The sequence below is a fragment of the Dissulfurimicrobium hydrothermale genome, assembly GCF_022026155.1.
Taxonomy (GTDB): domain Bacteria; phylum Desulfobacterota; class Dissulfuribacteria; order Dissulfuribacterales; family Sh68; genus Dissulfurimicrobium; species Dissulfurimicrobium hydrothermale.
In genome coordinates this window covers 1,254,740-1,273,894 of record NZ_CP085041.1, presented here as the reverse complement: position 1 = coordinate 1,273,894, position 19,155 = coordinate 1,254,740, and the positions used below count along the sequence as shown (strand labels likewise).

The 19,155-nt window shown below is 49.8% G+C and carries 18 protein-coding genes and 1 riboswitch; of the genes, 13 read left to right on the top strand and 5 right to left on the bottom strand.

The genetic code is table 11. From position 1 onward, the window contains the following. The first annotated feature begins 71 nt into the window (after nt 1-71). Complete coding sequence (locus LGS26_RS06135) at nt 72-3,263, top strand: UvrD-helicase domain-containing protein (RefSeq protein WP_237889884.1); 3,192 nt, start codon at nt 72-74, stop codon at nt 3,261-3,263. A 123-nt stretch (nt 3,264-3,386) separates the two neighbouring features. Then, nucleotides 3,387-4,292 carry a selenium metabolism-associated LysR family transcriptional regulator gene (locus LGS26_RS06130; RefSeq protein ID WP_237887945.1) on the top strand — a complete coding sequence of 302 codons (906 nt, stop codon included), beginning with the start codon at nt 3,387-3,389 and terminating at the stop codon, nt 4,290-4,292. A 13-nt stretch (nt 4,293-4,305) separates the two neighbouring features. Here LGS26_RS06130 and LGS26_RS06125 read toward each other — a convergent pair whose 3' ends face one another. The 5 genes from LGS26_RS06125 to LGS26_RS06105 form a co-directional block, all read right to left on the bottom strand. Next, nucleotides 4,306-5,103 (bottom strand): outer membrane protein assembly factor BamD, encoded by a 798-nt coding sequence (locus LGS26_RS06125; protein WP_237887943.1) that lies wholly within the window; start codon nt 5,101-5,103, stop codon nt 4,306-4,308. Between the two features lie 17 nt (nt 5,104-5,120). Further along, nucleotides 5,121-6,038, bottom strand: a complete 918-nt coding sequence (trxB, locus tag LGS26_RS06120) for a thioredoxin-disulfide reductase (RefSeq protein ID WP_237887941.1) — start codon at nt 6,036-6,038, stop codon at nt 5,121-5,123. After that, nucleotides 6,038-6,370 (bottom strand): thioredoxin, encoded by a 333-nt coding sequence (gene trxA, locus LGS26_RS06115; protein WP_237887939.1) that lies wholly within the window; start codon nt 6,368-6,370, stop codon nt 6,038-6,040. Before trxA ends, trxB begins: the two co-directional genes overlap by 1 nt. A gap of 131 nt (nt 6,371-6,501) precedes the next feature. Next, nucleotides 6,502-7,872, bottom strand: a complete 1,371-nt coding sequence (gene radA, locus LGS26_RS06110; RefSeq protein ID WP_237887937.1) for a DNA repair protein RadA — start codon at nt 7,870-7,872, stop codon at nt 6,502-6,504. Continuing rightward, on the bottom strand, nt 7,869-9,263 hold the full coding sequence (locus tag LGS26_RS06105; protein ID WP_237887935.1) for a sensor histidine kinase: 1,395 nt from the start codon (nt 9,261-9,263) through the stop codon (nt 7,869-7,871). Before LGS26_RS06105 ends, radA begins: the two co-directional genes overlap by 4 nt. Nucleotides 9,264-9,398: 135 nt before the next feature. Continuing rightward, nucleotides 9,399-9,594, top strand: a riboswitch (cobalamin riboswitch). Nucleotides 9,595-9,765: 171 nt separating this feature from the next. Between LGS26_RS06105 and LGS26_RS06100 the strand changes: the two genes are divergently transcribed. The 11 genes from LGS26_RS06100 to LGS26_RS06050 are packed head-to-tail and all read left to right on the top strand — an operon-like array spanning nt 9,766 to nt 19,123. After that, a complete protein-coding gene (locus LGS26_RS06100) occupies nt 9,766-10,758 on the top strand; it encodes a sirohydrochlorin cobaltochelatase (RefSeq protein ID WP_237887933.1) in 993 nt (330 codons plus the stop codon). 11 nt (nt 10,759-10,769) lie between these two features. After that, nucleotides 10,770-12,200, top strand: a complete 1,431-nt coding sequence (locus LGS26_RS06095; RefSeq protein ID WP_237887931.1) for a cobyrinate a,c-diamide synthase — start codon at nt 10,770-10,772, stop codon at nt 12,198-12,200. Continuing rightward, nucleotides 12,190-12,825: a precorrin-8X methylmutase gene (locus LGS26_RS06090; protein ID WP_237887929.1), complete on the top strand. Its 636-nt coding sequence runs from the start codon at nt 12,190-12,192 to the stop codon at nt 12,823-12,825. Before LGS26_RS06095 ends, LGS26_RS06090 begins: the two co-directional genes overlap by 11 nt. Beyond that, nucleotides 12,822-13,892, top strand: coding sequence for a cobalt-precorrin-5B (C(1))-methyltransferase (locus LGS26_RS06085; protein ID WP_237887927.1), 1,071 nt, complete (start codon nt 12,822-12,824; stop codon nt 13,890-13,892). Before LGS26_RS06090 ends, LGS26_RS06085 begins: the two co-directional genes overlap by 4 nt. Beyond that, the gene (gene cbiE, locus LGS26_RS06080; protein WP_237887925.1) at nt 13,885-15,093 is read left to right on the top strand and encodes a precorrin-6y C5,15-methyltransferase (decarboxylating) subunit CbiE; all 1,209 of its coding nucleotides are present in this window, start codon (nt 13,885-13,887) and stop codon (nt 15,091-15,093) included. Before LGS26_RS06085 ends, cbiE begins: the two co-directional genes overlap by 8 nt. Beyond that, a complete protein-coding gene (cobI, locus tag LGS26_RS06075; RefSeq protein WP_237887923.1) occupies nt 15,090-15,833 on the top strand; it encodes a precorrin-2 C(20)-methyltransferase in 744 nt (247 codons plus the stop codon). Before cbiE ends, cobI begins: the two co-directional genes overlap by 4 nt. Next, nucleotides 15,830-16,582, top strand: a complete 753-nt coding sequence (cobM, locus tag LGS26_RS06070) for a precorrin-4 C(11)-methyltransferase (RefSeq protein WP_237887921.1) — start codon at nt 15,830-15,832, stop codon at nt 16,580-16,582. The genes cobI and cobM overlap by 4 nt, the downstream gene beginning before the upstream one ends. Next, nucleotides 16,579-17,562 (top strand): cobalt-precorrin 5A hydrolase, encoded by a 984-nt coding sequence (locus tag LGS26_RS06065; RefSeq protein WP_237887919.1) that lies wholly within the window; start codon nt 16,579-16,581, stop codon nt 17,560-17,562. The genes cobM and LGS26_RS06065 overlap by 4 nt, the downstream gene beginning before the upstream one ends. Next, nucleotides 17,514-18,284 carry a precorrin-3B C(17)-methyltransferase gene (gene cobJ / locus LGS26_RS06060; RefSeq protein ID WP_237887917.1) on the top strand — a complete coding sequence of 257 codons (771 nt, stop codon included), beginning with the start codon at nt 17,514-17,516 and terminating at the stop codon, nt 18,282-18,284. Before LGS26_RS06065 ends, cobJ begins: the two co-directional genes overlap by 49 nt. 11 nt (nt 18,285-18,295) lie before the next feature. Further along, entirely contained in the window at nt 18,296-18,571 is a 276-nt protein-coding gene (locus LGS26_RS06055; RefSeq protein ID WP_237887916.1) for a lipid-A-disaccharide synthase N-terminal domain-containing protein, read from the top strand. Nucleotides 18,572-18,598: 27 nt separating this feature from the next. Further along, a complete protein-coding gene (locus LGS26_RS06050; RefSeq protein WP_237887914.1) occupies nt 18,599-19,123 on the top strand; it encodes a (Fe-S)-binding protein in 525 nt (174 codons plus the stop codon). The last annotated feature ends 32 nt before the right edge of the window (nt 19,124-19,155 follow it).

The following is a 19,155-nucleotide window of genomic DNA, read 5'->3' as shown; positions in this document are numbered from 1 at the left end:
AATTGATGATCAAAACATAATTAAATTTTATTCCAGCCCCGGTTAATTGCAAGTATCAACAGTTGAAAACCATGAATCCGCTCCCGTCCGACAGTGAATTGAAGTTTCCGCATATATTACGCGTAAGCGCCTCGGCAGGTGCGGGCAAGACCCATCTCCTTGCCATGAGGTTCATCCAATTGCTGCTTTCAGCCAAGATCCCCCATAACATACTCGAAAACATCATGGCCATCACCTTCACCAGGGAGGCCACTGCCGAAATGAAAAGGCGGATCCTGCTCTTTCTAAAAAAGATGGCCCTTGGAGATGCCGAGACAATGGACGAGGTCTTGAAACTGACGGATCTAACCGAAGACGAGGCAAGACATAGGGCACACGCGCTGGTGGATGAAATCATCAATGCCTATGATAAATGGCAGATAAAGACTATCGACAGCTTCCTCTATAAACTGGTCAAAGCTGCACCTCAAGAATTAGGCCTTACGGAACAGGATGAACTGACTGAATTTCCCAAACCATTTTATGAAGCCGCCATGGACGTGCTACTTGTCTCTGCCAAAGAGAATGAAAAGGCAGCCGCCTTCCTAAAAAAAGCAGTGCTGCACTATCTTTCCTTTCAAGACCATAAAAGCTGGTGGCCAAGAGACGCCATCCTCAAAGAGATCATGGACCTCTATGAAATAGAATGCATATATGGGGCCGATCTTGATGAAGGCCGCCGTCCAGAAAATATCCATGCCCTGACAAACCTCTTGAGCGATGAGGCGGCAGAGATCATGAGACTTGCCGACGCCCAAGGGATAACGCTGAACAAGAAGGCGTTCGACGCCTTAAATAAGATCGCGTGCGGAGACGTAGCGGGCGGTCTGTCGAGCAAATATCTAGCAAAAGATGATCCGGGGGACATATGCAACCGCTGCGACCGCCGTCGGTTAACCAAAGAATTTATGAAGGCATGGCATAAGATAAGGGATACAGTCAGGCGATATGCTGTCTCGAGGGCCACAGAAGAGTCATTTCCATATATAATCCTTTTGAAATATTGGAAGAAAGAACTGGCCCTATCCAAGAAGCGATCACATGTCCTCTTTTTTAGCGATATCGCCAGATTGGTCAAGAAGATGCACGATAAATTCATCGTCTCTGAGCTGGAGTTTAGGATTGGAGAAAGGCTCTTTCACTACCTGATCGATGAATTCCAAGACACAAGCCTCATCCAGTGGCAAGGGCTGGCACCACTGATAGAAAACTCCCTCTCTCAAGGTGGATCGTTATTCTGTGTAGGCGACGTGAAGCAGATACTCTACCGCTGGAGGGGAAGCGACAGGGACGTCTTTGAAAAAAAACCTGACAGCCTCAAAGGTATCGTTGAATCCGGCGTACTCAATATCGCACTACCCCACAACTGGAGAAGCGGAAAGGTCATCTTGGATTTTACGGCAAGTCTCTTTGACCCTGATTGTCTGAAAAGATGGACTGAAGACCAAAAACTTGGCTTTAATTCAGACTTTTCCTGCTTTTCAAGTGCCGCCCAAAAACCGCCACCAGGACGGAATGGCAAAAAAAATGGTGGTTATGTAAGGATAGAATTTTTAGAGGAGGCGGAAGACACCAAAACAGCCATTGAGGATGCGGCAATGCGGCTCTTGGTCCTGCTAGATGACATATTGAGACGCAACAGGCCTCAGGATATCTATGTACTGGTGAGAGACAACAACCAGGCCGCAATATTTACCCATGCTATCTCTCGGGCTGGCATAGCGGTCCTATCGAATCGCCAGATGGATATAAGACAAGACGGTATAGTACGTGAAATCCTTCAATTTTTAAACTTTCTCGACAATCCTGCCGACGACCATGCCCTTTCGGCGGTTGTCACAGGCAAGATCATCGAAGACAGGTGGAAGACATCGGTCGGAATAGACCCATGGAGATTTTTGGAATCGATAGGACCGGACAGAGATCAACCACTTTACAGCAAGATAAAAAAGAAGGCCCCGAGATTCTGGCAGGCTGTACTGAAAATACTGATAGATATTTCGGGATATCTAACGCCATATGAACTTACCACCTATATCGTCAAGGATCTTGAATTAAAGACCAGGTTTACCAGGCACTGGCCTGCCATTTTGCACCTACTTGAGATATTTCATCAAAAATCTCTGGACACCGGACTTTCCGGCCTCCTGTCCTGGATAAGGCATGGACCGGATGAGCCATTTATTTTAAAAGGGGCCGCCTCGGTTGATGCGGTCAAGGTCATGACGATCCACAAGGCAAAAGGGCTCCAATCGAAGGTGGTGATCCTGCCCTTTATCGGGCTCTCAGTAAACAGCAGTAAGATAAGGATTGTAGAACAGTCCGATGAAGGGCTTAAGGTATTAAAGCTGCCGGCCAAACTTGTCGGGCTCTCGCCAGGGCTGAAAAGGCTGTATGAAAACGAAAGAAAAATGACATGGCTCGATGAACTGAACACCCTCTATGTAGCTGTCACAAGGGCTGAAAATGAACTTTATATGCTGGTGCCGCCCAAACTGGGGGGTGGCAAAAATAGACTCAAGGACCTTTTGGAGATGGTCTGGCAACCGAGTGACGGCATCCTCTCACTAGGACGCCCCGAAATCCATGAAGTCTTTGCGGACACTAGAGATGATAATAGGGGGACAGCTGAGACAGGGCAAGCCATGGAATATTGGCTACAAAAACACCCTGGTTGGCAGCATTTGTTGAAAAAAAGAGATGTCCAGGCCATGACGGATGCGGCAAGGAGATATGCCGCCAGGATCGGAGATTCAGTTCACAGGCTGTTGTCCCTATTGAACGGACCGATCAAAACAGGATGCGAACCTACCGCGGTTGAGTCATATCTAAGGATCATGCTAAAAAACCAAGATATCTTTGCGGGATTCCCGACAGATGAAATACATATGTGGATAGCCAAAACAGCAAGGACCATCTGCCTTCCGGCTGCAAGGCGACTTTTTTGGCCGGGAGATGGCGCGGAGATCTCGGTTGAGATGGAGGTCGCCGATGAAAACGGAGAAATATCCAGGGTTGACAGGGTGATCAAGAGCGATGCAGGCATCCTGATCGGTGAATTCAAAACCTCAAGCGGCTCTAAACGGACCGATCTCGAACAGATAAAGAGATATATTAGACTCTTCGGCGATATCTATCCAGACAATAACATAACAGGACTCTTGATCTACATCGACCTGGAAGAAGTCGATGAAGTCGCCGCTGCAACGACTAGGCGTCATTGATATCATTATTAAAATAAGGCCTTGTCTTTTATATCGGGCCGTATAACCTGTTTAAAGGCCGAGGTATTTATTCAAAATTATTATCGGGCTGCTGACCGAGATCAAAATAAGATATAATAGATTATGTTGGATATCCATCAACTCAGAATCTTCTTGGCTGTATGGCAAGAAAAAGGCTTCAGCGGCGCATCCAGGGCTGTATATCTCACTCAACCCACTGTCAGCGGCCACATAAAGGCCCTTGAAGAGGCGCTCAACACCAAGTTGTTCGACAGAACGGGCAAGGAAGTGCTGCCTACAAAGGCCGGGGAGGCGCTTTATCCATATGCCAAACAGATCCTCCATCTCGTAGCCGAGGCCGAAGAGGCAATGAGTGCCTTTGTAAAAGGTGAAAGCGGACGATTACGCATCGGGGGCAGCAATATACCCGGCCAATATCTACTGCCAGACCTCATTGGACGATTCAAGACCTCACGAAAAGACGTAAACATTGTCCTCCGCATCAGTGATACGGCAGGGATCATCGATATGGTTGCATCCGGAGAGATAGAACTAGGCATTGCAGGTGCATGTCTGGAAAGACCTGAGCTGATATTTGAGCCATGCATGGACGATCAAATGGTGTTGATCGTCCCAAAAGGCCATAGACTAGACGGTTTAAGCGAGATAGACCTCAACGACGTCTTATATGAACCGTTCATAGTCAGAGAAAAGGGATCGGGCAGCAGGCTGGCAGCGGAAAGGGCGCTTACGTCCGCAGGATGGCCTTGCTTTGACAGATTAAATATAGTAGCCGAGATAGGGAGTACAGAGGCAGTGCGGCAGGCGATAAAGGCCGGACTCGGTCTTGCGATAATCTCAAGACAGGCGGTCGAGGAAGAAATCCGCACGGGCATCTTTCATGCAGCCTCACTAAAAGGCGTGGATCTCCGGCGTAGATTTTATCTCCTATGGCGTAAAGACAGAACTCTGTCGCCGCTTGCACTCGCCTTTATAGACCTTATAAAATCAATCCGCGCCGATCGTTGATAAGGCCTTATGGCTAAAATGGAAACAGCCTATATATCCAGCCCCTTTTTTCGCGCCCACCCGCAACCCGATCTGCCCTTGTGCCTGAATGAGCTATCTTTGACAATAGCTTTTGAGCACTAATGCTTGCAGGAGTATCAGGGTATAGATCTAGGACATTTTGAAGACGCGCCCTTGCCTGTGGATACTGCCCGGTTCGTATATACCAACGGGCCACGACCAACTCATGTTCCGCCAACATCTGCCTGGCTTCTTTTATGCGCCTCTTTGCCTCAAAGCTATAAGGGCTATTGGGAAAGCGCTTTAAAAGGCGATCATAGGTCTCAATGAGTTTACGCGTATCCGTCTGATCCCTATCTGCAGTTGACATGAGCCTGTGGTAACATCTACCTTCCTGATAGATCACATAAGGGACAACTTCATTGTTGGGATGAAGCTTTTCAAACTCTTCGTAAAGGGTTACAGCCTCTTCATATTCACCCTCATAAAATTTACAATCCGCCAAATGAAGCTCGGCCAATGTGGCATAAGGGCTGAAAGGAAACTGGTCTTTTATCTTCTGAAATTGCTCGGCAGCTGTTGAATAAAGCCCCCTTTCATAGTCGTACATGGCCTCCATGACCATCTCCTTTTCATTGCCTCTGCTTGCCTTGCTTGTTGGATACAGAGACGAAAACGGCATCTCCTCCTCTCCGGTCTTCTTTACATTGCGGCTGAAAATATTTTTACCACAACCTGACACGAGGCTAACGAAAAATACAACCAGGAACGCGGCGGAGATCCACCTGATTAGAGACGTTGTCTTTCTCATTTAGTGATCACTTTAATTCACTCGATTAATTGTTCTGCTGCAAAAGCGGCCGTAGCGCCGTCTCCGACAGCAGTGATTATCTGCCGCAGCGGCTTGGATCTGCAATCTCCGGCCGCAAACACCCTTGGAAGCGATGTACGCATCCATTCATCGGTAATCAAAAAACCCTGTCCGTCTTTCTTTGCAGCATCAGGCACAAACCCTGTATTTGGATCCATGCCTATAAAGACAAAAACCCCATCCACCGGCAGCCTCTTCGGCTCGCCGGTTACCTTGTTCCTAAGGGCAAGTGCACTGACCACACTATCGCCCTCTATTTCTTCGACTATTGTATTCCATATAGGCTCTATCTTAGGATCGGACAAGGCACGCTGCGCCAGTATCTTAACCGCCCTGAATCGATCCCTACGATGTATAATATAGACCTTGCTGGCAAACCTTGTAAGGAAAACGGCCTCCTGCACGGCCGTATCGCCACCACCTACAACCGCCACTTTCTGGTCTTTGAAAAACGCAGCGTCACATGTAGCGCAATAAGAAACCCCCTTGCCCGTAAATTCAGCCTCACCTTTTACACCAAGCCTCCTCGGGCTTGCCCCTGTGGCCACAATGACGGCGTTAGGGGAAAAGAGCTTATCGCCAACCTTTACGTGCACACAGCCATGCGCCTCATCGGATTCGATGTTAGAGACTTCGCCTGCCATCTCTTTTACGCCAAATCTCCTCGCATGGGCAGCCATCTTCTCAACCAGCTCATAGGCCAGCACCCCGTCTGGAAAGCCAAGATAGTTATCAACCTTATCTGTCCATAACATCTGACCGCCTGGCGCTATCTTTTCGATCAAAAGGGTATTGATCATGGCCCTTCCGGCATAGAGGGCAGCGGCCATGCCGGCTGGTCCGCCTCCTATAATGATCAGTTGCGGCTCTGACATTAGGACAATACCCTGTTTAGGACCGCTTCTATAGCGCCCTTGCCGACAGCGCCGGTTATCTGATCCATTACCTTGCCGCCCTTAAAGATAATCAGGGTTGGAATGGCCCTTATACCATACCTTCCAGGGGTGATTGGATTTTCATCCACATTCATCTTGGCTATCTTGACCCTTCCTGCATAATCAGATGCAAGCTCATCTATAACAGGGGCGATGGCCCTGCAAGGCCCACACCAGGCAGCCCAGAAATCAACCAAGACAGGTAGGTCAGACTTAAGCACCACTGAGTCAAAATCGGAATCACCAACATGCAACACGTTGTCAGCAGACATAATTTTACTCCTTTTATTATTAAATTGTTGATTTCATCGTGTATAAAAACATGCATCAATTTTTGTGAATTTATGGCAATAACATCTGGCTGTCAAGGAAAGCAAATAAATTTCTTTATCCACAGAAGGGATCAGAGGCCTAGGCGCTCAGCACATACCTTGACGTCGCGCACAAACTCCACACCAAGACCCTTTGGCGTATCTGACTGTTTACCACCCATCCAAGGTATCAAACAACATTTAAGGCCTAGTCTAGCTGCCTCATTCAGCCTGGCGCCTGACATTGTAACAGCCCTGACCTCACCAGTAAGCCCGACTTCGCCGAACAAAGCTGTTCCTCCAGGGATCGGGATCCCCTTAAGGCTCGAAACAATGGCCATCAGGACCGCGAGGTCGGCGGCTGGTTCAATTATCCTGAGACCGCCTGCCACATTAATAAAGATATCCTTGTCATAGAGCACAGTCCCCAGATGCCGTTCGCCTACAGCTACAAGCATGGCAAGGCGATTTGCATCAAAACCCGTAGATGTCCGTCTGGGATTGGCAAGATAAGACCGACTCACCAAGGCCTGTATCTCAACGAGCATTGGTCTTGTACCTTCAAGACAAACCGTCACAACCGAACCGGCTACGGCCTCCGATCTGCTGGTAAGGAATATCTCTGAAGGATTCACTATCTCTCTAAGACCTGCGCCGGTCATTTCGAACACTCCGATCTCGTGGGTCGGGCCATAGCGATTCTTTACGGTCCTCAATATCCTGAAGGCGTGGCCCCTTTCCCCTTCAAAATAGAGTACGGTATCCACTAGATGTTCAAGGACCCTCGGACCAGCAATGACACCTTCCTTTGTGACATGACCTATCAGAAATACGCTCAACCCCCTCGGTTTCGACATGCGGATGAGCCTTGCAGCCGATTCCCTAATCTGTGAGATGCTCCCTGCGGCCGATTCCAAATCCTCACAAATCACGGTCTGGATGGAATCTACCGCCAAAAACATGGGTGACAGTTCAGATACATATCTCTCTATGCGTTCGAGCATCACCTCACCAGCCAACCAAAAATCTTCCTTCCCGCCCATCTCGATGCCGAGCCTCTCCGCTCTCATCCTTATCTGTTCAGGCGACTCTTCGCCGCTTATATATAAAACCTTATTGCCGAGACCAGAAATATGACCAAGGAACTGGAGGAGGAGCGTGGATTTTCCGATCCCCGGCTCACCGCCGAGCAAGACAACCGAACCAGGAACTAGCCCTCCACCCAAGACCCTGTCCAGCTCCTTTATGCCGGTGATTATGCGGCATCCTTCGGCTCGCGTCGCAATCTCTGACATACGCTCAGGACAACCGCCAGCATTAAGGGATATCCCGCTTGCGCAGGTTTCAATCTCTTCTGTGAATGAATTCCATACGCCACAGTCAGGGCATCGACCAAGCCATTTAAATGATCGATAGTTACAAGACTGACAAATATATATCCGCTTCATCTTCTCTTTACTCAAGATTCTTCCTCCTGCTCAGGAATCGGTATAATGACCTCTGCCAACGTACCGCCACCCTCTCCAGTAGGCCCTACAGGACCTCGATCTTTAATGGTTACTGAACCGCCAAGGGATTCTGTCAGACGCTTGACAATGGCAAGGCCGAGCCCGGTACCTCTAGCCTTTGTAGTAACAAACGGCTCGAACAGGTGCTGTCTTACTTCCCCCGGAAGACCTGGGCCGCTGTCCCAGACATCCATAACAAACCTTCCTTCACCATATCGCATGGCGACTCCGACCTCGCCGCCATGCTCATGCACAGCATCAACCGCGTTTTGAAGTAGATTTATCCCTATCTGTGTAAGCTTAGCCTTATCCAGGCGTATCTTTGCCTGCTTGCAGTCTAAAACAATGCTGATTCTGTCGGAAGGTACGACCAGACCCCTTACAAGCTCTTTACAGAATTTTTCAAGATCAAATTCTTCTTCATGCGGCATAGCAGGTCTGGCATAGGCCAGGAGATCGAATGTAAGACGCTCGAGTCTCTCCGATTCCCCGACGATAATACCCATATCCTCCTTTAAGACCGGCGATAGGTCGCCCTGTTCAAGATGATATTGGGCAAACCCCTTTATACTGCTCAATGGATTCCTGATTTCGTGCGCAAGAACCGCCGCCATCTCCCCCAGGGCCACAAGCCTCTCCTGCTCTCGAAGCCGCGCCCTGAATCTCTCTCCGCGCCGCCAGGCAAGGAAGAAAAAAATGGCAAGCACCCAAAGTATCACAAGCGAGAATCCTACCAGGATTATCTGAAAATTCGCCTTCCTTACGATCCCATTTGCAGGATATGGATGAATAGCCACCCTGAGACAAAATACCTTTTCTGTCTTTTCCTGATCCATATCCTTTTTCATGCCCCTTTTAAATCTAGATGAATGATATACGCGCAGAAACCTCTTGTGTAGCTGCAATGGGAAGTCCAAAATAAAGACCTCTTCGCCTGTAGCAAGGGTTGAAAAATGTATGAGCGGAGATTCATCTCTTATAACCTTCTCTATATATTCGTCTTTCTGTTCCCTACCAAGGAGTTTTGGATTTGAATGTAGGATGATCGTGCCTTCCTGATCATACAAACTTAAAAAGGCCAGATCTCTCCATCTCTCTGAGCGGATCAACTCTTCGAAGAACTCCTCTTTGAAGCCGAATCGGTCTAGCGTGATGCCAATGTTCACCGCTATGTCCACCGCCCGCTTCTCCATAAGGTTCCTTGCCCCATCGATGGATATCTTATATGTGCCTATGCCGCTTATTACGACGACAATCGAAAACAACATCAAGATACTAAATGCGACAATTTGATAGGGCACAGAAAAACCAGTCGGGCTGCGGCTTGTTTTTATCGTTTCTGGCATCTTTACCGGTTGTGCGGTTTATCTAATTTTTTATTTACTTTTTATTTACCATAACACAAAATCCATCAAAAGCGTGCGAAGTCTTCCTTGCAAATAAACGCTATCTTGACAAGCCCCTTTAAGGCAAATAATTTACATCCAAAATCTAAACCAGGTGTCGTAAGGCTTAATAGGGAATCCTGTGCAAATCAGGAACGGGCCCGCCGCTGTGATCGGGGACTAAGGCTGCAACTGCAACGAGTCACTGGGCAAGATAATAATCGCCTGGGAAGACTTGCAGCCGCTAGGAAGATCCGTTAGTCAGAAGACCTGCCTGTCTTAAGAAACCGCGCTCTTCGCGGCAAAAAGAGCAACGGCCGCCCATTTGGGCTGAAACGATAAATTTTAAGGATTTAAGCGGATAAAAAGGGCTGTCCCGAATCCAACTGCCTATCAACCAAGGCGTTTGATTCGGGATTTTTGTTTTATGTAAAAAATCTACTAGATCTTAAGGAGGTAAAAAATGATCAAAGAATCAGCATGGTTAATAATAACGCTTTTAATATCTTTGGGATTGCAATCCGTGAGCGTCTCTGCAAAAGAGACAAAAGGAGAAAACGCCGCTATCGTGCTTGCCGCCTTTGGAACCAGCTATCCTGAGGCACTTACCGGCATCATGAATATCAAAAAACGGGTCGAAGATGCCTGCCCCGGCGTACCGGTCAAGGTCGCATTTACATCAAACATGATCCGCAAGATATGGCACAAGAGGATACACGATAAGGACTTTAAGGCAGCAAACAAGTCGTTGCCGCCCGATATCTTCAGCGTCAAAGGCCCGTTGGCGACCATAGCCGACCTTCAAGACAAAGGCTATTCTAATATAATAGTTCAGTCGCTACACATATATAACGGCGAGGAGTACGACGACCTTGTCTCTTATGTCAAGGGGCTTGAGGCCATAAAAACCCTTAAAACCAAAAATATGCCGTTTGAAAGGCTGGCTATAGGCAGACCCGCACTTGGCGCAAACGGCGATGTCCATCCGTATATAGACGATATTAAGGAAGCGGCAAGGGCTGTAGCGGAAGATGTCCGAGAGGCCCAAAGAAAAAAGGCGGCCCTTGTCTATATGGGACATGGAAACAAATATTATTCGTCAGGAGCCTATGCAGAACTCCAAGACGTCATGCGCTCCATGTACCCGGATGCCAAGATCTTCATAGGTACAGTAGAAGGCTTTCCATCTTTTGATCAAGTCATGGACAAACTTAAGGCTGAAAAGATAAGAAAGGTGCTGCTCAAACCATTCATGGAAGTGGCTGGTGACCATGCACGAAATGATATGGCAGGCGACGCTAATACTTCGTGGAAACGGCGGCTTGAGTCAGCTGGAATAAAGGTGGTCGCAGACATCCACGGTCTTAGTGAAAACGATGCATTTGCAGACATCTTTGTAAGACATATAAAAGATGCCGCTAAAGACAGTGGTATAGAGATATGCGGAGAGAAGTGAATAATGTCTCTATGAAGACGTTCCTCATCGCCGGCACCCAAAGCGGAGTAGGTAAAACCACCGTGGCACTTGGCATCATGGCGGCCCTTAAGTCAAAGGGTCTCGATGTCCAACCCTTTAAATGCGGGCCCGACTTCATAGACCCCACCCTGCACCACATGGTGACAGGAAGGATGTCAAGGAACCTGGATATATGGATGTGCGGGGAAAATTTTGTAAAAGAGACCTTCTTTGACCATGCAAAAGGGGCGGATATAGCCGTAGTCGAGGGGGTTATGGGTCTTTTTGACGGCGGGGTCTCGAGCAGTGCATCTCTCGCAAGATGCCTTGGATTACCGGTTATCCTGGTCATTGACGTACGTTCAATGGCAGAAACGGTCGCCGCTATTATAAAGGGCTTTGAGGTAATCGACCCAGATCTTGTCCAGGGAATAATTCTTAACAGAGTCGGGAGCCGGAGACACCTTGATCTATTGAAAAACGCCATCGTAAGGCATTGCAACTCTGATCTATTTCTAGGATATCTCCCAAGGGATCAATGGTTTGAGATACCAAGCCGCCACCTCGGGCTATTTATGGCAAACGACGCCCCGCTCGATAAAAAGGCTGTAGAAAGGCTTTCCTGTGCGGTGTCCGATTTCATTGATCTAGAAAGACTTATGGACCTCCAGATAAAACCAGTTAAAATCAAAGAGCCTTTGAATCTGGACTGTACTATTTCCGAGACAGGCGGAGACGGTCCTAAGAACAACAATGACGGATACACCCAAGGGCATGAAATAACCATAGGAATTGCAAGAGATGAGGCATTCTGTTTCTATTATGAAGACAATCTCGATCTGTTCCGAAAAATGGGGGCGAGGATAACAGAATTCAGTCCACTTTCAGATACAGCCATCCCTGATGGTATAGATGCTATATATCTTGGCGGCGGCTATCCTGAACTCTATGCTGAACGGCTCTCTGAAAACCATGAGATGCTCAATTCGATCAGGGACTGGTCGATTAGAGGCGGGGTCGTTTATGCCGAATGCGGCGGTTTTATGTACCTTACCCAGGGTATAGAAGGCCTTGACCAAAAATTCTATCCAATGGTCGGCATATATCCGGTCAGAGCCAAGATGAACTACCGCTTGTCAGCACTCGGATACAGGGAGATAGAACCTGTCTCTGGACCATTTGCGGCTATGTACAAGGGTTTGCGGACCGCCTTTGCACAGCATGGCATCCCCAGGCTCAAAGGCCATGAGTTCCACTATTCGACCATAGAAGAGATGCCGCCTGAGGTCGATCGTACATTCCGGCTTGCAGACGGGAGGTTCAGTGGCTATCTAATCAAAAATACGCTGGGCAGCTACATACACATCCATTTCGGCAACACACCGTGGGCGGTCAGGAGGTTCATCGAGTTTTCAAAGGGAGCAGGAGGCCATGGAATTTGAGCTGAGGTTTTCAAGGCCAGACGAGATCGAAGAAGAGAGTTTCAGGATAATAAGGGAGGAACTCGGACAGACACCGTTTAACCAGGATGAGCTCTCCGTAGTTATACGGGTGGTTCATGCCACTGGTGACGTCTCGATCGCCTCCCAGATGAAATTTCATCCAAAGGCCATTCAGGCCGGAATCGAGGCTGTAAGGGCGGGAAAAGACGTGCTGACCGATGTAAACATGGTTGCCGCAGGTATAGACAAGACAAGGCTTTCAAGGTTCGGCGGCAGGGTCATGTGTTTGATCGCGGATCCTGGTGCCGCGAAGAAGGCACAGGAAGAGGGTCGTACAAGGGCCGATGCGGCCATAGAGATCGGAATAGATCAAAACGATATTGGTATAATCGCCATAGGAAACGCCCCGACCGCACTTTTAAGCGCCGTCAAATATATAGACAGGAACGGCTGCAACTCGCTGCTGGTCGGTACTCCGGTCGGCTTTGTAAATGCAGCGGAATCAAAGGAACTTCTGTCTTCAAGGCCATACCCCTTCATAACGATCCTCGGCAGAAAAGGCGGAAGCCCTGCGGCCGCCGCGATTGTAAACGCACTCCTTCGTCTAGCGGAATGCAAGGCATGAAGAGGCTCCGCTCAGGCTATACCACAGGGGCCTGTGCAGCTGCAGCGGCAAAGGCTGCAACACTCTGTCTCCTTACAAAAGACCTTCAGCCACGGGTCGAGATACCATTTCCACAAGGCGGCAGGGTGACATTCGCCGTGCATATGGCAGCCCTGGCCGGCCCTTACACAGCAGTTGCATCAATAATCAAGGATGCAGGGGACGACCCTGACGTAACGAACGGTGCCGAGATAGAGGCCTTGATAAGGGTTATCGAGACAGGGAAAGATAGGATCAGGATACTCGGGGGGCCAGGGGTCGGCATTGTTACAAAGCCAGGACTGCCTGTACAGGTTGGCGAGCCAGCCATAAACCCTATGCCAAAAAAGATGATCAAAAAGGCGGTGGAAGAGGCGATTTCGGAATCTGGTTGCGCTATAGGGCAAGTGTTGGGCATTGAGGTCATCATCTCCGTGCCGAATGGGGAGAGACTTGCGGAACACACCCTGAACAGACGCCTTGGAATATTGGGAGGGATTTCCATCCTCGGCACCACCGGTATCGTAAGGCCCATATCCGCCGAGGCATGGACGGCCACCATCAAGGCATCCATGGATGTGGCGCGGGCAGCGGGGCTTTCAGAGGTGGCGCTCTCCACCGGCCGCACATCAGAGGCAGTCCTTGAGGCGGAACTGGGGCTTCCTGAAGAGGCCTATGTGATGATGGGCGACTACCTCGAATTCTCCCTCCTTGAGGCCAGGGCCCACGGCTTTTCAAGGCTGCACCTTGGGTGTATGTGGGCAAAGCTTGTAAAAGCCGCAATGGGCATCCCTCAGACCCATGTGCGGCACGGGGCCCTTGAGATCAAAGCAATGGTCTCGTTCCTGAAAGACCTCGGCCTCAAGGACTCCGATAAGTTCTATAATGCGAACACCGCAAGGGAGATCTATTGGCGGCTAAAGGAGGCTGGGGAAAAGGAGATAATCTGCCTTGTGTGCAAAAGGGCAAAGGCATTTGCAGAGGGTGTGGCAGGTATCCCGGTCTCGGTCTATCTGATAGATTCAGGCGAGGTGGCTGAACGTGCATAGGTTGCACCTTATCGGCATAGGGCCTGAAGGTCCGTCGAAAATGGGCAGAAATGCTATCTTATCTTGTGGCTATGCAGTAACTCCTGAGAGATTCCGTTCTTTTATCCATAGCGCAGACCTCGGCATCATTCCGATCGTCCCGATAAAAGAGGCCATAAAGGCCATAAGGGATGCGCTAAACAAAACAGATGTCGCTGTCCTTGCAGATGGAGACCCGCTCTTTTACGGCATAGGCCGCCTGATCATCAAGGAATTTGAAAGGGACGTCATAACGATCTACCCTGCCCTTTCCTCCATGCAGCTTGCCTTTTCATGCCTTAAGGAGCCATGGGACGACGCACACTTTTTGAGCCTGCACGGGAGGGAGATTGACGATATCCATGGCCGCATCCTGCTGCATCAAAAGACATTCATCCTGACCGACGATGTGCACGATCCATCCTTTATAGCGAAAAGGCTCCTTGACGCCCTGCCGCCTGATCGCCGCGGTGATTATCTGGTCTTTGTGGGGGAAAGGCTTGGGATGAAAGACGAGCGGGTCTTTGAGGGCAGACTTGATGAGGCGGTAGGCCAGGAATTCGCCGAGCCGAATGTCATGATCGTCATCAGGAAGACAAGGGCTGAGGATGAAGATCATCCATTTGTCTTCGGCCTCACTGAGTCTCAAATCGAGCACAGCCGCGGGCTTATTACCAAGGATGAGGTCAGGGCCGTTACAATCCACAGGCTCAGACCCCCGAAAGAGGGCGTACTCTGGGACATAGGGGCTGGAAGCGGCTCCGTCTCCATAGAGACCGGGCGCATCTCGCCTAGGCTCAAGATATTCGCCATCGAAAAAGATGGGGCTGAGATGTTCAATCTCCGCACAAACATAATGAGATTTGGCGTTTGGAACATAACCCCTGTCCATGGCGAGGCGCCTGGCGTGCTGTCCGGCCTTCCGGACCCTGACCGGGTCTTTATAGGCGGAAGCGGCGGAAGCCTCCCTGGGATTATCGCATCCACTGCCAGAAGGCTTAAAAACAGCGGGCGGATCGTGATAAACGCCGTAACGGCAAAGACCAGGGATCTCGCCCCAAGGCTTATGTGCGAGGCAGGGCTTGAAGTAGATATAAGCGAAATAAGCGTCACGAGACGGAAACTCGAAGACGGGACGTCTTTAAATCTAAATCCAATTTCCATTATAACAGGGGTAAAATGACCGGAAAATTCTTTGTTGTAGGCGTAGGACCGGGGGATCCAGGGCTTATGACACTAAAGGCCTTGGATGTCTTAAAACAATCTCCCGTCTGGCTTGCGCCAAAGGGGAGAGAAAATGGCGGAAGCGTGGCCCTTTCCATCATTGAACGCCTGGTCTCAAGGGAAGGTAAGGAGGTCCTTGATGTCCACTTCCCCATGAAAAAGGTCAGAAAAGGCCTTGGGGACAAAGACATGGTCATGGCCTGGCGGGAGGCGGCAAATGCCATATCAGCAAGGCTCTTACAGGGCAAAGACGTAGCCTTCCCGACAATGGGCGATCCAGGCATATACAGCACTGGTTTCTATGTCTGCGAGACCCTGATGGATCTCATGCCAGATTTTAATGTCACAATCATCCCCGGGGTATCATCCATAAGCGCGGGTGCGGCCTCTGCAACCATCCCTTTGTGTCTTGGAGATGAACAGATGGTCGTCATCCCTGCGACATTTGAAGACATACGCATAAGAGACGCCCTTTTGACCTTTGATACGATAGTCCTTATGAAGGTGCATAACGTAATGGATAAAATCACAGCTATCCTGGATGAGCTCGGCCTGACCAAAAGGGCCGTACTTATTGAGCGCTCAAGTCTTGAGGACGAAAGGGTCATTCGTGACATAAAGTCCTCATCCATTGGGCCGCTTCACTACTTTTCCACCATTATTGTAAGAAAGGCAACTGGAACAGGGGTTCGGCGATGAAACCGGTCTCTTTTGTAGGGGCGGGCCCAGGCGACCCCGAGCTCATCACATTAAAGGGCAGGAGGCTGCTCGATGAGGCAGATGTGGTGATCTATACAGGAAGCCTCGTGCCAACGGCCCTGATTCAGGACATAAAGGCCGAGGCCCATGACTCTTCAGGGCTTACACTCGATGAGACAACAGCAATCATGGCCAGGGCATGGAGAGAAGGAAAGAGGATTGTGCGCCTGCACACAGGGGACCCTGCCATCTACGGGGCCATACAGGAGCAGATGGACGCGCTCAAAGACCTTGGCATCCCGTTTGATGTCATACCTGGTGTCAGCTCTGTGACCGCGGCGGCTGCGGCGTTAAAGACCGAGCTTACAATCCCAGGCATCTCACAGACCGTCATCATTACAAGACGCAAAGGCCGCACCCCTGTGCCCGAAGGCGAGGGGCTTAAATCGCTCGCCGGGCATCAGGCCACCATGATGATCCTCCTGAGCGCCGGCATGATAGACGAGGTCGTGCATGATCTGATAGACGGCGGATATCCGAACGATACGCCTGTCGCAGTGATAGAGAAGGCGACATGGCCTGAAGAGAGGATAATAAGGGGCAGGCTCTCCACCATATCAGGGCTGGCAAGGGATGCAGGGGTTGAAAAGACCGCCGTCATAGCCGTTGGCAAGGTTTTTGGAGAAAAAGAAAGTTACGAAAAATCGAGGCTTTATGCAAAAGACTTCACACATGGGTATAGGAAATGAATGTAGCGATTCTTGCCCTTACAGACAGGACGAAAGGGCTTGCAAAGAGGATCGCCGATGATCTTTCCAAGACCGGCAGGGCCGAGGTGATCCCTGAGCCCAGCCCTGTCCGTGAGACAGTCGGACGCATATGGACGGATTACGACGGTTTTGTCTTCATCATGGCGACCGGCATTGTCGTAAGGGCCATAGCACCTCATCTTAAGGACAAGAAAAAAGATCCTTGTGTAGTGGTGGTGGACGAGGTAGGGAGATTCGCCATAAGCCTGCTTTCAGGACACATAGGCGGCGGAAACGACCTTGCAAGGCGTGTTGCAGAGAGCATAGGCGCCGAGGCCGTGATAACCACTGCATCGGACATCCTAGGTCTGGCCGCCGTTGATCTCTGGGCAAAAGGGCTTGATCTTGCGGTGGAAGACGGAAAGGCGCTCACCCGTGTAAGCGCCAGGCTTGTAAATAAGGGCTCGGTCAGCATATATTCAGAGGTCAGGCTCCCCGCCCTTCCGCCAGGACTTGTAAAGACTGATGCGCCGGATACAGCCGATATTGTTGTATCGAACCGTATATGGTCTTTTAAAGGTCCGCTGTTCCTCAGGCCGAGGAACCTTGTCGTAGGAATCGGGTGCAACCGGGGCACATCAATGGAAAAAATCGCCCACGCTGTAAACAAAACATTTAAAATTAATGGCCTTTCCCCCCTTTCCATTCGCAATCTCGCCTCAATCGACATAAAAAAGGATGAAGACGGGCTGATGAAATATGCAAGGATGCTCGGCGTAGACGTCGAATTTTATTCAAAAAACCTCCTCAGCAAAATTCCGATCAGGGAGTCTTCAATGATCGTTATGGAGGCCACAGGTGTAGGCGGGGTATGTGAGCCCGCGGCCATACTGAGCGCCGGGACAAAAAGACTTTTAGTGGAGAAGACCAAATGGAAGGAAGTTACAGTGGCGGTGGCCGAAGCAGACTTTACGTGGTAGGAACAGGTCCAGGAGGGCTTGAGCACGTCACCCCGGCGGCGATGGATGCAATCAGCAAGGCAGACGTGGTCATCGGATACAAGACCTATCTCGAACTCATACCTGCCCTGCTTACGGGCAAGGAAGTCATCTCCTCAGAGATGATGAAAGAGGTCGAGCGCTGCAGAAAGGCGCTTGATCTCGCGGGAAACGGGAAGACCGTGGCCCTTGTCTCGGGCGGAGACCCCGGGATATATGCCATGGCCGGTCTTGTATTCGAACTGGCAAGGGCAGATGGTTTGGATGTGGATATCCGGGTCATTCCGGGGATTGCTGCTTTAAATGCCTGCGCCTCAAGGCTTGGCGCCCCGATCATGCACGACTTTGCAGCCATAAGCCTTTCGGATCTCCTTACCCCATGGGAGGTCATAGAGATGCGGCTCAAGGCCGCTGCATCCGCTGACATGGTGATAGTACTCTACAACCCCAGATCCAAACGCAGGGAAGGACACATCATGAGGGCCAGGGACATCATCCTTGAATACCGTCCGCCCGAAACCCCTGTTGGCATAGTCATGGCAGCCACAAGGGACGAAGAGTCAGTGACCATCACAGACCTTGACGCCATGTGCAATGCAGCAATCAACATGCAGACAACGGTTATCATAGGTAACTCCTTGACCTTTGTCTGGAACAACCGTATGATCACCCCACGAGGTTATCAAAACAAATACCTGCTATGATCCTGGAAAATTTGACAAAAAAAGAAATTTTAGTCCTTGCGATAGGATTTACCGGCCAGTTTCTGTTTTTTATGCGCTTTTTTATCCAGTGGATATATTCTGAAAGGCGCAAAAAGAGCATGATCCCAACGGCATTCTGGTATCTGAGCATCGCAGGAAGCCTGGTGCTGCTAATCTATGCAATTTTAAGGCGCGATATAGTCTTTATTGCAGGTCAGGCCTTCGGGATACTTATATATCTCAGAAATCTCTATTTCATCTCGAAGGAAAAGACGCATCATACATGAAAATCTCATAAAAAAAGGGGGAGTCGCATGGAAGAGTTTGTAAAATATACAGAACCCGTACTCGAAGCCGCGGCCTGTCATGTAGACAAGGCCTGCTACAAGGCAAAAATAAAGACAGAAAAAGACCTGTCGCCCGTCATGCCCTATGTGAACGCTGAGGCAAGGGTGATATCGTTTGACCCTGAAGGGCCGGTGATCATCTTCAGACTCGGCAGGTACAAAGTTGCTTTAAGGCCTTATGAACTGGCCGTTGCAACCGTACCTGACCTCATCGAAGGCAGAGAGGCTGTATCGAGTGCCGTAAATTACCTAAATGCCCTGTGGGAAAGGCGGGGGGCGATCACCCCTGACAATCGGGAACGTAAACGCCCTCAGGCGTTCGATATATACAAACTACTTCCAAAAACCAACTGCAGGGCCTGTGGAGAGGCATCATGTCTGGCGTTTGCAACAAAGCTCGCCCTCGCCGAACTCGATATTGACTCATGCATCCCTTTGAATGAAGACACCGAAGCCAAGGAGCGCATCACTAAACTGGTTGAAGGCGGTTGACACTTAAAGATGAAAAGGTCCCCATCTCCAAA